This window comes from Vibrio sp. OPT18 (assembly GCF_015163615.1).
GTDB lineage: Bacteria > Pseudomonadota > Gammaproteobacteria > Enterobacterales > Vibrionaceae > Vibrio > Vibrio coralliirubri.
Window position 1 is genome coordinate 48,892 of record NZ_JADDYK010000013.1, and the last position, 16,339, is coordinate 65,230.

Below are 16,339 nucleotides of genomic sequence, written 5' to 3' on the forward strand. Positions count from 1 at the left end.
AGCCATAGTAGATATGGCTTTATTTGTGTTTCTTCTTATCTAATAGTGAGATTAACGCTCAACTGCGCTGTTAGGTAACGTCACATAGATTGAATGTATCATTGCCGAGCGCTCAAAAAGCCACTGCGTCAATTCAAGAGAAAGCTGGTCACCTTCACACTCCAAACATTGTCCATCCATCAGTTTTACATGAATACCAGTGTCCACTGATCTTTTGTCGACCTTGTAAACAAAAGGTACCTGACAATAAGTGAAAGCCAAGCCGCCACCTTCTAGCGCCAACGACTGGCAAACCCCATCGACATCAATGTAATTGAATGCCTTGAGACGGGTGGTAAAGTCCGACGCTTTTAATAATGTCGGATGGATTCGCAACTGAGACTGCTCAACCTCAATACCCAACTCCCCAAAACGAGTGATGATCTCTTCTTTCACTTGCCCTGTCATACCCGGTTGCTGTGCGCCTGCCTGCTTCGGTGTATGAGAATAAGGGTCGGTCGGGAAAGCACCGTAATTTTGAGGGGTCTTATTAAACCCAATGCCTTTTCGAATACGGTAATAGTATTTATCAAGCTTGAGCGTCGATGGGCTCATACCTGTTTCACGATACGAAGCTTGATAATTTTCTTGCACAGCAAGCAACAGTTTTGACACCATATGCCAGTAGATACAACCTAGCCCTTCATAACCAAACATTGTGCCGGAACGGCCAGTGAACGCGCTATGTTCAAAAACGTCTTCATAAAGCGCCAGTACGGCCTTCCAGTTGCTATCGACAAAGCTTGGGTAATCTGGTTTCACTTCATTTAAGCGTTCTGAAAGCACGCCTGCATTTTCAAAATCGGCATTAAAATGATACTTCTGATTAATATCTTTTGTGATGATTCGAGTGTCATTTCTCAAAAGCATATGTTCTAACAGCGTGCTTGATTCTATGGCATGTTGATCAATGCTGTTCTTGTCCATAAACCCTTTCAAGGCTCGATCTGGATAGAGCATAAATGTCTGTTGATCAGCTCGGTACATTTCACTGCTAAACAAGTTATCAAGCAATTCGGCGCTCTGTTTGCCGTCTAAAACACCAGCACTCAATACCGCGACTTGACCCTCTAGCATTGGGTATAGCTCTTTAATTTGAGCACCGTCATCGTTCAAGTCTAAGATGTTATACGCATTGTAAAGCCCATCTTCACGCTTGTTGTTTTCAATCGTTCGGTCAATCAGCGACTGCGCGATATTCATGAAGCCTTTGATATGACCGCTGTCTACCGATGTTTTCGATGAGAAGCCGTGTTGATACACTTTATTTCGATATTTTTCGCCTTCGTTCGCTAAATCGACTAACAACGATTTACGGAACTCTGGCGTCGCCGCGTCATGTTTCAACACATTCGTGGCCGCTTCCAAAATACAAAAACTGTGATTTAGCCATTCACTGACTTCTTTTGATATCGCAAAGCTCTTTGGAGCGCGTTCTAACAATTGAGTCATGAACGAAGTGTATCGACGCATGTAGTACAACGTCACCATCGACAACCCACTACCAACAATGGCATTATTTGCGTCGTTCCATTCGGGTCTTTGTGTATTAAGCCAAATACCACCATCAAGTACAAAGTTACTTAGTTTCGCCAGTAAAGGAACCAGCAGTTTTTCCATCAGTGAAACCAAATAGACATTATCACTCGCGCCCATAACAAGACGGCCATCACTGCCTAATTTTTCACAACGTTCATCAATTACTTGCTGTTTTTCTGTATTAAAAGTCACCGTATCTTTAGGGTTCTTAAATATCTGCTCTGCACCGACAATTTCATACGGTACGTTCGCGTAACTGAAGTGCTCTTCATTCAACCACGCGACTAATTCGGAGCTTTGATACTTGTCAGCGAGTTCCAGTAATTTGAGCAAGTAGATAATTTGATGATCACCCCAATAGCCGATATTACTCCACGGGTTCTCAGGCTCTAACATCTCCCAATCAATCCCTTCTTTTGTGATGCGATACGGGTTATAGCCATCAACCGTCGAGGCGTTCACAAACTTGGTCATAAATGAGCCGATGAATTTCGGGTAACTCAGAGCCAACGCTTCCCAGTTTTGGAAAATATCACGCCAGTTTCCTTGGTAACCTAACAGTCGATTTCCTTCATCATCACGAACATTAATCTCATAATGGTTCCATGGACGGCTTGGATCGCCGTGTCGGCGGCCAAATGTCAGTGGCAAGTATTCATATGCAAGGCGGATTAACTGCTCGTCTTGTGTCTCTTTAACCAATGAAATAAGCTCAGGATGGCTCAGTTTTGAGGGTAGCGAGTGCAGGAGATCACGATGTTTTTGTGCGACTTTTTGGTTAATACGAGCAAATGTGTATCTAACATCACTGCTATCTAGCTCGTAGCCATCAACAAACACTCCACCACGCATACTATTGAACAGAACATTCGCATAGTGATGAACATCGGTTTCTTCTGAAGACGTTAATTGCCACGCGTCACCACCAGACATCAAGCCAATTAGGTCGTATTGATTCGCTTTGATGTCGGTTTTAATTTGCTTAACCAGTACACCACTTTCTAGCAGTAGTGCTTTGGTCACTTCTACCTCTTTGTGAGTCTGATCAATGTCGGCCACAATCAACCAATTTTGTTTTTGGTTCGGCTTTAGCTCAAATTTTTGATGTATTAAATAAGCACCGCGCTCGCCTCGAACCAATGGTTGCGCACTAAGTTGACTGTTTTTTCTAAACTTCGTTAACTCTTTAGAACTCAGTAGCACCTGATGCTCATTCTCAACCAGTGAGAACACAGACGTTGCACGTAAAGATTCCGCCGGATCGGCTCGGTCACTCAATTTGGCATACAAGCTGTAAAGGGCTAAAGGCAGAGTATCGACACGCTCATTCCATTTATAAGCATCCACCAGCGCGCTACTTGTTTGCATCACCGTTTTAGGCACTTCTGGAGGCAAAACATTCTGGATCCCATCAATGATCTCAATGTGCTTCGGTTGAGAGTCTAAATTCGCCACTTCTGTTTCTCGAACGAAACCAAAACGGTCAGAGGTTTGCCAACTGTATTGATAGCTCAAACCCAGTGTATAGTTCACCTCTTGGAAGACAATTTTGTCACCCGTAACGTTCTTGTAAATATTGCGCTCAACATCAAACTTGCCGTCATGGTGTAGGTTGAATGGTTCCCAACAGGCTGAAGCATTGGTACCTTGAGCCACTTTTACTATCGCTTTTGAACCGGTATTTTCTGCATTTTCATGAATGTAATCTACCGAACGATAAGGGAAAAGTGCATTTTCAGGTCGAATACGCCCTGCAGAAAGGCAGCCAGAAGAAGAGATAAATAACCAATGATTACTTGCAGAGACTACGCTGATAAAAAAGGGCGCCATGGCGTCCACATTGCTGATTTTGTAGTAACGCTCTCCGTCTAAATCGACGAACTGTCCGCGAACGTCTTGAGCTTCTGAATTTCTAATGTATGTCATAATAATAAACCAACCATGAAAGCGCTTACTTTAGGCGCTAAAAATTAACTGTCTTTGTGTTACTTGTTCGGGATGTGATGGCAACGCACAAAATGATTACTTGATACTTGAGTCACTGATGGCATCGATTGAGCGCACTTGTCACTTGCATGATAACAACGAGTCACAAACGGACACCCTTTGCTGGTCGGCTTCCAAAGTGGGATGTCCCCTTTTTTAGCGCCAAGTTCACGTTTACCGGCATTGCCTACTTCAGGAACAGCCGACAACAAAAGTTGTGAATACGGGTGGTGTGGGTTTTGAGTTACATTGTCACTATCACCCCACTCAACCATATGTCCGACATACATCACCGCAGTTTTCTCGGCAAAATAGCGAGCGGTCGCGATGTCGTGAGTGATGTACATGAAAGAGATACCATGTTTGTCTTTCAGGTCGGCCATTAGGTTTAAGATGCCTAAACGAACAGAAACATCGAGCATCGAGATAGGCTCATCAGCCAAAATGACTTCCGGGCTTACTGCGATCGCTCTTGCAATAGCGACACGTTGGCGTTGCCCACCACTGAGTTCATGAGGGTATTTCTCCGCCGTCTCTTTCACCGGCGATAAACCCACCATATCCAGCAGTTCATACACCAATTGAGGAATGGCGTCTTTCTCTGCGCGTTTATGAATCAAAAGTGGACGAGCAATATGATGATAAATGGTGTGTACCGGGTTTAAAGATCCAAATGGGTCTTGGAAAATCATCTGAACTTGGCGTGCATACTCTAGCTCACCATGTTTTTTAATATAGTTGGCTAAAGGCTCACCTTTAAACTCGATGTCTCCTGCTGTTTTGTCGTAGATTCGCGTAAGTACTCTTGCTCCAGTACTTTTTCCTGAACCCGACTCACCCACAATGGCAAGCGCCTCGCCTTTGCGTAGCTCAAAAGAAACGTCATTAACGGCGCGCATCATATTGTTCTTACTTGATTGGCCAAGCGGAAAATCTTTCATGAGATTCCTAACCGACAAGATCACATCTTTACGGCTGTTTACGATTGTTTGTTCAGTATCCATGTTGGTTTCCTTCCACTAAATGACAAGCGACATGATAGGCGTTCTCGACCGACAACAGGTGAGGCTCGGTTTCAAAACACGCTGCGACACATTCGGTACAGCGCTCTTGAAAGTTGCACCCTTGGGGAATATCGAGAAGGTTAACGGGGTTACCCGGAATACCATGTAGGCGCTCTTTCGGGCCATGAATCGTTGGAAATGAAGAGATCAAACCTTTGGTATATGGGTGTTTAGGTTGGCTAAATACTGTTTTTGCATCGCCCAGTTCAATCAAGTTACCCGCATACATCACACCAATTCGGTCTGCAATTTCGCCCATCAAACTTAAATCGTGGCTGATAAACAGTATCGAAAAGCCAAATTTGCTCTTTAGGTCATACAACTCATTAAGAATTTCACGCTCAACGACAACATCGAGTGCCGTTGTTGGCTCATCCATAATGATCAGTTTTGGCTCAAGGGCTAACGCGATCGCAATAACCACACGCTGGCGCATTCCACCACTCAATTGGTGAGGGAAGCTCGACATTCTGTCCCCATGAATACCAACAGTATTGAGTAACTCTACCCCACGCTGATGCGCTTGCGCGTACGTCACCGGTTTATGCGCCAGAATCACGTCCGTTAACTGTTCGCCAATAGAAATCACCGGGTTTAAAGAGTTCATTGCGCTCTGGAAAACCACTGACACATCATTCCAGCGAAATTGGCGTAGCTGCTTGTTGTTCATCTTGAGGACGTCTTGACCTTTATAAAGGATTTCCCCTTCCGAGATGAGAGCAGGTGCTTTGTGCAAGCGTGAAATGGCAAACGCTAATGTGCTTTTCCCGCAACCCGACTCGCCCGCAATACCGAGCGTTTCTCCCGGCGCGATAGAAAGACTGACATTGTTCACGGCACGCGCGATACCGTTAGGCGAGACATAATCGACACAAAGATCATTAATTTTTAGTAAGTTACTCATCATAAACCTCTGCGCTTATCCGCGTCTTTTTTAAGTTTGTGCCAAAGTTTGATATGTGGGCCCGTTCTGAGTTTCGGATTACTCACTTGGTCAATCGACATGTTGATCAAAGCCAGTGCACCACCCGTAATGGCAAGAGCCAGTGCAGGAATCAGCATTTCCCACCAGGCGCCTGTATATAAAGATGAAGAAGTTTGCGCCCAATACAGCATCGAACCCCAGCTCACTTCTGTCGCATCGCCCAAGCCCAAAATGCCTAAGCCCGCTTCTGAGCCCATGGCATAAATCACGGTTCCAAGGAAGCCACCAAAAACGATTGAAACTAAATTCGGTAGGATCTCGACGAGAATAATACGAACTTTGGACTCGCCCATTACCTCTGCAGAAATTATGAACTCTTTACTGCGTATTGCCATTGTTTGAGCGCGAATGACCCTAGCCCCCCATGGCCACGAAGTAATGCCCAACAACACGGTAATCACAAGCGATCCCACTTGCCCCAAAAATGCCGCTAACACAATCAAAAGAGGAAGCTGTGGGAACACTAAGAAAACGTTAGTTAAGAAATTCAGTCGATCATCTATCTTGCCACCGAAGTAGCCCGATGAAACGCCAACTAACACAGCGATCGTCATAGCAATAACGCCTGCCGAAATCGCCACCGTGAGCGATTTTCTCGCGCCATGCAACACTTGGCTGTATACGTCTCGTCCACTGCGTGTGGAGCCAAATATGTGTTCACTACTCGGTGCAACATGAGGCCTTGCGACGCGCTTCTCTGGGTTATGAGTTGCCAAAACAGGCGCCATTAATGCACCCACCAATATGATTGTCAGCAAAAACGTTCCGATAATTGCAGGCGGGTTGCCGTAGAAAAAGGCGTACACTTTTCCGCAGATTTGCTTAACATTTTTCCAAGAGTATTTCGGTTCACGCGCTGGCAAATTTTGGCCAGACGCAACGGTTTTATTGGTGATTAGATTATCCATGTGATGGCCTTAATTAGAGATACGAGGGTCGAGCCAAACGTAAAGCAGATCAGCGATGAAATTGGCAGTGAGTACGGCAGTAACCAAGATAAGCAAAATTGCTTGAATGAGTGGATAATCTCGAGCGACGATACCTTTTAATAAAATGTTGCCTAAGCCTTGATAGTTAAAAACAACTTCCGTCATGATTGAGCCCGCAAATGAGAAACCAATCGCCATCGCGATAGCCGTAGCGACTGGAAGAATGGCATTTCGACCCGCATATCGAGACATCACGCGATAACTGCTTAGCCCTTTGGCTTCAGCCATCGTCACGTAGTCTTCACCTAATACATTGATCATCGCATTACGCATATTGAACACCCAAGTCGATATGCCAACGATAACCATTGACCCAACCGGCAACACCGCATGCTTTGCCACACTCGAGATGAACTCCCACGTCATACCGGGCTCTAGGGAAGGATCGTAGGTATACGCTAATGGAAGCAGTTCTAGCTTCAAACCAAAGAAATAGAACAGCAGCAGAGCAGTAACGATATAAGGAAAGTTACTAATGAATGCCAAAATCGGTGGCACGAGTTGCCCAAACAGACCTTCACGACGATAAGAGGCATAGGTGCCAATGCTGACACCAATAATCAGCGCAACAATCAACGACCCTAACGCTAAAAACATGGTCCAAGGGAGTGCCATTGCCAACACATCAGAAACACTCACAGGAAACATCAACACCGACGGCCCCAAATCCAATGTAAATACGCTTTTCATGTAAGCAAAATATTGCTCGAAGATATTGCCATCAACAAAGCCATACATTTCACGAACCGCATCCAACTGAGCAGGATCCATACGGCCTTGAGCGGCAGCAAAAAGCGCATCAACCGGATCACCCGGCATCAAACGAGGAAGCATAAAATTGAAAGATATTGCTATTAAAAAAGCAGTAAAGTAAAAGCCAAACCGGCGAACAAGAAACGACATAACGCCATCCTTACAGTGGGAGGGGCTGCCCCCTCCTATATGAATTTATTTAAGGTGTAAGTTATTAAGAATGATTACGCGTTTACCGCCATCATAAAAAACGGGTTGAATATATGGGTTCTCTTTACTCGGCCAACCCGTGATCTTCGACTCGCTGTATTGGAACCATGTAGGGTTCGAGTACAAAGGGATGAATGGAAGGTTTTGCGCCGTGAACTCTTGTAGCTCTGACAAAATTTGGGATTGCTTGGTGCTATCGTTTGTTTTCCCAAAACTGTCAATCAACGCATCAATTTCAGGGCTATTGATACCATGACCTGCATGCCAAGTTTTACCGATTCGGTCAGAAGAGAAGTACTCTTGATACGCTACGATTGGGTTTGCTGCAGCCATAGACCAGTTAATCGAAACTTTATATTTACTGTCTTTCAGATTTTTGTCGTACACGGCCCAGTCGACTGTTTTAACGTTCGACTTAACGCCTATCTCTTCATAAAACTCTGTCGCCATCTGGACAACTTGAATCCAGTCAGTCCAACCATTGACGACTTCGATATCAAACTCAAACGTTTCACCACTTGCAAGATCACGAAACCCATCACCATTTCGGTCAATGATTCCTGCTTGATCTAACAAATCAGACGCAAGTTGAGGGGAATATTGCGTTAGGTAGCCGTATTTCTCGTTCACCTTGGGATCAATATCAGATTGATACAGCTCACCAATGCCACCAGGGTTAAAGTTTGCAGTCGGATAGCCATACGCTGCAATATCCACAATCAGTTCTCTGTCTAAAGCAACAGATAGCGCTTGGCGAACCTTCACATCATTAAAAGGCGCTTCTTTGGTATTTAAATATAAGTGGATAGCGTCGTTCGCTGGATACCAAAAGTGGTTGTTGTCAGGGTCACGGGCAACAAAGGTATTTTCGATATCAGCAATGAAGTTCGAACCCCAGTCGATCTCTCCTTTGATAAGCGCCGGTTGAATTTGAGAGTTATCGTTATATGAACGGAAAGTAATGCAATCTAAATAAGGGCGGTTCTCAAGGTAGTAATGCGGGTTACGACACAGTTCCATTTGTTGTGATTTAAGATAGCTCACTTGTGTCATCGGCCCACTGCCAATAGGGTTTGGGTTGGTAAACGTTGTTAAGTCTTTTTGTAGCCCCCACACTTTTTTAGGCACAATGTGATAAGCCGCAAGGTTCCACAAAAACGTCGTGTCAGGCTGTGCAATATTGAACACTATCGTTGTTTCATCGGTCGCTTCAATATTGATTAATCGATTCTCAGCCCAGATCCCCTTCTGGTCAAATGCAGGGTTTTCTTTCGCTAATTCAAAGCTATAAACCACATCTTCAGCTGATAATGCACTGCCATCAGACCATTTTAGCCCTTGTCTGATTTTCAACGTGATTGACTTAAGATCGTCAGAATACGTTGCAGACTCAGCCAAGCGCCAGTGAGTCTCGCCGGTCATGTTGTTAAACACCATCAACGGCTCAAACATCGTCCCATGTAAGATATCTTTTGTTGTATATGGGTTGTAGTTGTCTAGAAAACCGGTATTGATGATAGGGACAGAGATTGACCCTCCCTGTTCAAACTGATCAACATCTGCTGCATATAAACCACTGCTAAGTGCCGCATTGATTACAACCGACACTATAGATGCATGTTTCTTCATAAATATTCCCTTTATCCAATGCAGTGGCTTACAAGCCACACCAACAAAAAGTAAGCGGTTTCATTTTCAATTAAAATCCTAAGGCAAACATATGGCGGACACAAACTCCCCATGATGTTTTGCCAACACCATCACACCAGAAATTAACACCTTAAAATCAATGAGTTAAATAAAACAGAAAACCAGAAAAAAAATAAAGTCATATTTTTCAAAAACTTACACAAAAGCAATTCTCTCGCTCATTTCATCGCAAATGTGATGACCGCCTCAAAAGAAACCGCTTACAAAATTGTTTTTTGAGGTAATATTAATTTACCGACCTTGGATAAGATATTTTTAATGGTATGAATCCATTGCGAATGCAATTAAAGGTTATATTTAACAAGTAGAATTGAATATCATGGATAAGAATACAATTACCATAAAAGAGGTCGCTGAATATGCCAACGTTTCTCAAGCGACTGTGTCTAGAGTTATAAACCAACAATCTACTGTAAAAGAAAGAAACTTAATCAAGGTTCTCAATGCTATTGAAGAGTTAGGTTATACGCCTAACTCAACGGCGAAAGCCCTCGCTACTAAAAAATCCAACAGTATCGGCATGCTGGTGGGTAGCTTGGATGGCCCCTTTTACGGCCCTCTAATGCACGCCACAGAAAATGAAATCTATAAACTGGGTTTACATCTCATTGTAACAAGCGGTCAAGATTCACTTGAAAAAGAGACCGAGTCACTGACTTTTCTACGGTCGAAACAAGTGGATGGTGCGATTGTTCATGCCGATCAAATGTGTGATTCGACGTTAATCGATCATGTCACAAGCTTCAAAAACTTTGTCGTTTTAAATCGCCACTTACCTGACCTTGAACAACACTGTTTGTATGTTGACAACGAGCTTGGTGGCTACCTTGCTACGCAGCACTTGATTGAAAACGGCCATCGACGAATCGCTTGTATTACTGGCCCCTTAGTCAAACATGAAGCGAGAGACCGATTACTCGGCTATATGAAGGCGCTGGCCGAATCCAACATCGATTATGACCCATCACTGATTGTCGAAGGGCGATTCGACCACAAAGATAACCTAGTGAAAGCAAACCATCTCATTCAGACCATGAACGATATTACTGGAGTTTTTTGTCAAAATGATAACATCGCCTTAGCGGTCTATGATGCATGCTCACAACACAACCTCCAGGTTGGCGAAGACTTATCAATTGTGAGCTTTGATAACGATCTAATGTCTAAACACCTGCGACCTTTACTGACAACGGTTGGGTTCTCTATCCATGATATGGGCAGAATCGCGGGTCAAATGCTGATAGACCAATTATCAAATAAAGAAATACTAAAAGGGAAAAAACTGACACCGTCGCTTGAAATCAGGGACTCAGTAAAAGACCTAAATCAACACCACTAGCTTATTAACAACGCATTAATAAATACAATATTAAAATAGATAAACGTTTTACTTTTTGGCGATAGCTATTTAGTGCTTAACTATTATTTTAAATGAATATTAGTAACAGTCACCAAGGAACTGCTCAAGAGCTAAAAGCTAAATAGCCATAGGAGACAAGCCACAAGCCGAAAGTAAGCGCTATCTTATGGTTATAAACGGATATGAAGTGTTTAAAACCTAAGAACCATGAAGATTTCATAGCATTTTATACCCATAAAACAGCTTATATTATCATCCTATTTAGGGGCCAAAAATATGCATAAATACAACAAACTATATGTACCTATCTCACTCGCTTTAGCGTTAACAGCCTGTGGAGGCAGCAGTGGCGATGGGACCAACACTCCTGCTCCAAGTATTGACACTATTGCGCCAGTTATTACGCTAAACGGTCAAGAAAGCGATTACACAGACATTGGGCAACTCTATACCGACCCAGGTGCAACCGTAACAGACAATGTGGATACCGATCTTGACCTGAACATCACCAACAATGTTGATTCAAACCAACTTGGGGTCTATAAAATTCATTACAGCGCCACTGATACGGCTGGAAACACATCAGAAAAGATTCGAACGGTAACAGTAAGAAACCCTACCCCGCCACCCACTGGCGATTACTTAGTATTTGGTACCGGTAACGTCGCGACAAAATTTAACCCTTTGAGCTACGGCTGTACAACAGACTACGGCCATTGGATCCATAGTGCCGGTGTGGTAAGCCCTGCAGTTGCAGGCTGCGACTCAAACGGTCGTCCAATTGGTGAAGCGCAACCGGTAATACCACAAGTTACAGGTAAGGCTGCTACTCAACCCGTGCAAGCTCACCGTTGGTGGGGATCTCTTTCTTTTATGGGCGAGATGCAAATTGGCAACCCTAATCATGCTGGCTACCTGACTCCTGACCCAATGTTAGTCCGTATTACCAATACTGGTGTGCGTATATTAGGTATCCCCTCTGGCCTAAGAGGCGTTGGAGCCGATATATTCCAATATCAAATTCCTGATCCATTCGCCGAGACTTTTGATGGTGTAACAATCACGAACACTGAACACGATCAATTAGAAGCTAAACTACAAGATGCCAGTGATGGCTCTGTAACCGTAGAGTGGCAGACACCGGAAGACACGCCTGTCATGGAGGCGACATTTGTCCACGGATCTCCTTACGCTTTTTTTAAGGTATACAGCGGCAAAGCTGAACTTCATACCTTCAGACCCGACGGTGGTGAAAAAGGCATTTCTCATCAACCGGCCAACAACACGATGGGTGTGTGGACGAATGTAGCTGGCAACAAAACTGAAGTATTGATCGTTGGTGAAGGCGACACTGAGTTCACGAATACCACCAGCGACAATATTGGAATCAACAACGCAGCTAACGAATTTACCGTCGCACTACTTCCTAACGACAACATGAGCATCGAGAAAAAGGTAGCATTCTATGCCCCTAAGGCTCGAAACGTCGTGAAATCAGTCGATGTCGACTACCACGTAGATCGTGACAACAGTCAAGTCAGTGTGACTCACTCTTACTTAGATAGCAGCGGACAAAAGGTCGATACAATTGCAGGCCTTTTCCCTATGGCATGGAAAAACCAAACTGCTCTTGATTCTGAATTCAAAACGCGAAGCGCTCGTGGTGTCATTAAGTACGCGCAAACGGATTCATTTAACTACACGATCCCTTTTATTGGTGCTCTACCCTACTTACCGACCGATGCATCAGCATTAGATACCGAAATATTAACGGCTTATATCAATGACTTTATCTCTCTTGGCGAGGAAAATTGGCTCAACGAATATGATTCCGACGGTTACACGAAAAAGGGAGAATATACCGACACATACTGGGCAGGTAAAATTTATGGACAAGTAGCAGAGTTGGCAGCCATCAGTGATTCGCTAGGCCTAGAAGCTCAGAATTCACAATTTATTCAGTGGCTTAAGGTTGAGTTAGAAGATTGGTTTACTGCAAATTCAACTGGCGATCTCGATACAGAAAAGTATTTTGTCTACGACCAACAGTGGAATACATTACTCGGTATTAAAGAGTCATTTTTATCCCACCAGCAATTAAACGATCACCATTTTCATTATGGGTACTTCGTGCGAGCTGCTGCCGAGATTTGCCGCCAAGATGTGAGTTGGTGTAGTGACGCACAATACGGACCTATGATTGAGCTATTGATCCGCGACTATGCCGCAGGTAAAGGCGACAACATGTTCCCTTATATGCGCCACTTTGATCCTGCTAACGGCTTCTCATGGGCGTCTGGCATGGTTAACTTCACGCGCGGAAACAACAATGAATCCACATCTGAAGCGGCCAATGCGTATGGCGCCATGGTTCTTTACGGTTTAGCAACGGGCAAAGATGAATTCGTTGAACGCGGTATGTATACCCATGCATCCACGACTAACTCATTTTGGGAATATTGGAACAATATTGATGCTTATACAGCTGAAAATAACGATACCGATAAAGATAACTTCCCACCAAGCTATAACCGTATAACAACGTCTATTATTTGGGGCGATGGTGCGACTTTCTCTACATGGTTTAGCCCAAAATATACCCATATACTTGGTATTCAAGGCTTGCCTTCAAATACATTGTCGCTTCACCTTGGCCAACACTCTGATTATATGAACGATTATATTGACCTTGGGTTGAGTGAATCAACCAACGGCAAACCGTCTGGTCTAGGTGAAGATGAATGGCGTGATATTTGGTGGAACATTATCGCCATGCACAACCCTGACGCCGCTATTTCCGACTACGAAAGTTACGGAGACTACGTAGTAGAACGTGGTTCAAGCAAGGCCCATACCTATCACTGGCTGCACACTTGGAAACAGTTGGGTGCAATGCAATCCGATATAAAAGCCGATTACCCATCTGCGGTCGTATTTGAAAATGCTCGTCAGAAAACCTACGCAGTTTATAACTATGGGAATTCAGACAAGACCGTGACATTTAGCGATGGCACTGTTGTTATTGCCGAGCCAAATGGATTTACGCTACGGTAATTACCTATAACCATTCTTTAATGATCCCCCCATTCATTGAAGAATAATAAATAGAGCGCCCCGATTCTGTGGGCGCTTTTTATCGTCCTATTTTTCTGCTCTCTGTTCTGCTCTAATACTCTATTCTGCTCAAAGGCTTTAATTCTGCCCTAGGCTATCAAGCCCGACCTTTGCTCTCAAAGCCCTCTCTGATCTATTGCTGAATCTATCGCTTATGTGGAACGATGGTTTATACGAATTGAGCTTATACGAATCGATATAAATAACGGGTCACTCAGTTCTCAGCCTTGATCCCACGTTATTTGTATTTCTGCCCACGGCTTACCTGTGACTTACTGATATTAATATTACCGATAGTTGGAATATTTTGAGTATGACAAGATCAGCGGTAAGAATAAGACAAGCATTTATAATGCAGATAAAAAACAGCCCCCGAAGGAGCTGAATTCTAGAAACTGATATCAATCACAGTAAGCAAATTTGCAGAAATAGCGCAGGAAAAAGGATTGAGAACAAGGAAGAATTTTTCGATAAATAATGATTCTACAATCAAAAATTCTAACGTAGTTATCGAGCGCTTTAACCCGCTAGGATGATTCGTTATTTACTACGATTGGTATGATGGATTACCAACTTGCTTCTGTTTGAATACCAACAACAAAGTCGTTTTTAGACTGTCCAGCGTCTGGGTCTGTTGTCCATGAGTTCACAACGTAACTCGCGAGCAATCTTACTTCTGGGTTAACCCCTGTCCAAGTTGGGAACATCAATGTTGGTGCAATGGTAATCTTAGCTTGGTCGTAAGAGTCGCCGTTCCAGTTATTGTAAACGTAACCGACCTCACCCTGAAGGTACATCTTATCATTGATGCCAATCACAGGACGAACCATTGCCGAAGCCCAATAATCATAAGTGCCGTCGGCGTAATCATTGTATTGGCCTTGGATAGACGGGAAAATACTAATACCGCTGTCAAACTTGTGTCCACCAAAAATTAATGCTCGGTATGAAGTATCATCATCTTCTAAATGCGTCATTAACGAGATAGCATCGTTACCAACGCCCCACTCAAATTCATGTTCGCCGTGACGAAGAGCCCCAGGTTTATATGCATTGTATGAAGTAATTGTACCACCAAGCAATTGGCCAGCACCCAAACCTTTACCTGCTTGAACCACAATATTGGTATTTGAGCTACCATCTCCTTGCAGACCTAAAAAGTTAAATATTTTATAACCAACGGTTAGATCATAACCTGTTTCAGTCCACTCTTTACCATTTCGGTCCCAGTTATCAGGCATGGTTTTGAACGTTGCTGAGACATCCCATACTCCATACTTCGCAGCAATATTAATCGCGTGCATTTTATTATTAAGGTTCTCAGAATTTGGGTTAGTCGCATTATCTTCTAGGTCATAATCATCATCACGATAACTTGCGATATAAGCCGCATTTACAATCGCACTGCCCACTTTCATTGACTCAATACCAATACCGGTACCCGACATGTCAGAATAGAAGAAATCTGTCATCCAGATATAGCGTTCTTTACCGTAGTCTCTTTTACCTGCGAACACTTTACCTGTCTCGGTATAACCTTTTATTTCAACAAAACCACTACCTGAGCCCGCAGTTAGACCTTCTGACACACCCGTACCAATTTTTAGCTCTCGTCCATCTCCATATACCCAGCGATACCCAAGGTCAATATTGGTTTGGTTGTCGTACTCTAGGCCCAAACGCCCTAGTGTCTCTTTTTGGCCAATAAAGTCTGAATCTTTGAAATCATTTTCTGCACTAAAGAGCACACCTTGTCTGAAGTAGCCACCAAATTCAAAGCCTTCCGTATTTTCAGCAAATGCTGTAAATGAGCTGGTTGCTCCGGTTAACGCAAGCATACATGCTAAATGTACCTGTGATTTTTTCATTGTCATCCCTACTGATAATTCGTTGTAAACGCTTTCTATTGGCGTCGATATTCTTCAAAGCGACCCGTTAGGCTTTGAATATTAATGACTAAAACAGGATATTACCGTGATCAAACTCATAATTAAGAAAGCGCTTTCAAAATGAAAGTGAAGATTAGGACCGTAAATGAAACATGATACACACCTTATTTTCTGCAAATTTGTATCATGTATGTTTTATATAGGCTAAGTGACATGGTTAATGCAGTTTATTCTTAATGCTAAAACATTATCATTACCTTCAGATCAATTCACCCGATGTGTTAATCGCAATTAAACTCCATAAAAACAACAACATAACAACAAAAAACAACACAAACATCAATATCTAACAGTAGGTATATAATATTTATCTAGCCTAATTGATGGATTATTTTAAACACTCAAATTTTATTGAATATTCATAGAATAGGAAGTTCTCTATTGAGCCTCATCACAAATTAGGAACAGAAAATACCCATTATTTATTTAAAAGTTGAAAGAGAATTAGGGAATGGCTATAAAGAAAGGGCTTTCTTTTTCATTTTATGTAGGAATATCTTATGTTCTTAAGCAAGCCAACACCTTTGGCTTTATTTATCGGTACGGCGTTGTTGATCAAATCAGCTTGAAGATCAACGATGCCATATTTGACTAGCCGTTAGCTTCTAACGGGCATACCTAGTCCTATGACTTTGTTTATA

10 protein-coding genes are annotated in these 16,339 nt (G+C 43.1%); 3 read left to right on the top strand and 7 right to left on the bottom strand.

Annotation, left to right across the window (positions count from 1 at the left end; genetic code table 11):
* Nucleotides 1–51 precede the first annotated feature (51 nt).
* From IQQ51_RS01095 to IQQ51_RS01120, 6 genes are read right to left on the bottom strand one after another with little or no spacing between them, the layout of a single operon-like run.
* Nucleotides 52–3,504 carry a hypothetical protein gene (locus IQQ51_RS01095; RefSeq protein ID WP_193840146.1) on the bottom strand — a complete coding sequence of 1,151 codons (3,453 nt, stop codon included), beginning with the start codon at nucleotides 3,502–3,504 and terminating at the stop codon, nucleotides 52–54.
* 59 nt (nucleotides 3,505–3,563) lie between these two features.
* Nucleotides 3,564–4,568 carry an ABC transporter ATP-binding protein gene (locus IQQ51_RS01100; RefSeq protein WP_048613274.1) on the bottom strand — a complete coding sequence of 335 codons (1,005 nt, stop codon included), beginning with the start codon at nucleotides 4,566–4,568 and terminating at the stop codon, nucleotides 3,564–3,566.
* Nucleotides 4,558–5,532: an ABC transporter ATP-binding protein gene (locus tag IQQ51_RS01105; protein ID WP_048613331.1), complete on the bottom strand. Its 975-nt coding sequence runs from the start codon at nucleotides 5,530–5,532 to the stop codon at nucleotides 4,558–4,560. The genes IQQ51_RS01100 and IQQ51_RS01105 overlap by 11 nt, the downstream gene beginning before the upstream one ends.
* Nucleotides 5,532–6,521, bottom strand: a complete 990-nt coding sequence (locus tag IQQ51_RS01110) for an ABC transporter permease (RefSeq protein ID WP_048613276.1) — start codon at nucleotides 6,519–6,521, stop codon at nucleotides 5,532–5,534. Before IQQ51_RS01110 ends, IQQ51_RS01105 begins: the two co-directional genes overlap by 1 nt.
* A gap of 9 nt (nucleotides 6,522–6,530) precedes the next feature.
* A complete protein-coding gene (locus IQQ51_RS01115; protein WP_193840147.1) occupies nucleotides 6,531–7,505 on the bottom strand; it encodes an ABC transporter permease in 975 nt (324 codons plus the stop codon).
* Between the two features lie 45 nt (nucleotides 7,506–7,550).
* A complete protein-coding gene (locus IQQ51_RS01120; RefSeq protein WP_193840148.1) occupies nucleotides 7,551–9,194 on the bottom strand; it encodes an ABC transporter substrate-binding protein in 1,644 nt (547 codons plus the stop codon).
* Between the two features lie 400 nt (nucleotides 9,195–9,594).
* Between IQQ51_RS01120 and IQQ51_RS01125 the strand changes: the two genes are divergently transcribed.
* Both IQQ51_RS01125 and IQQ51_RS01130 read left to right on the top strand, forming a co-directional pair.
* Complete coding sequence (locus IQQ51_RS01125) at nucleotides 9,595–10,614, top strand: LacI family DNA-binding transcriptional regulator (protein WP_048613282.1); 1,020 nt, start codon at nucleotides 9,595–9,597, stop codon at nucleotides 10,612–10,614.
* Nucleotides 10,615–10,911: 297 nt separating this feature from the next.
* A complete protein-coding gene (locus IQQ51_RS01130; protein ID WP_193840149.1) occupies nucleotides 10,912–13,689 on the top strand; it encodes a glycosyl hydrolase in 2,778 nt (925 codons plus the stop codon).
* Nucleotides 13,690–14,315: 626 nt separating this feature from the next.
* On the opposite strand, the gene IQQ51_RS01135 is transcribed toward IQQ51_RS01130, so the two are convergent.
* On the bottom strand, nucleotides 14,316–15,617 hold the full coding sequence (locus IQQ51_RS01135; protein ID WP_048613284.1) for a carbohydrate porin: 1,302 nt from the start codon (nucleotides 15,615–15,617) through the stop codon (nucleotides 14,316–14,318).
* A gap of 532 nt (nucleotides 15,618–16,149) precedes the next feature.
* Here IQQ51_RS01135 and IQQ51_RS01140 point away from each other — a divergent pair.
* Complete coding sequence (locus tag IQQ51_RS01140) at nucleotides 16,150–16,293, top strand: hypothetical protein (RefSeq protein WP_193840150.1); 144 nt, start codon at nucleotides 16,150–16,152, stop codon at nucleotides 16,291–16,293.
* Nucleotides 16,294–16,339 lie beyond the last annotated feature (46 nt).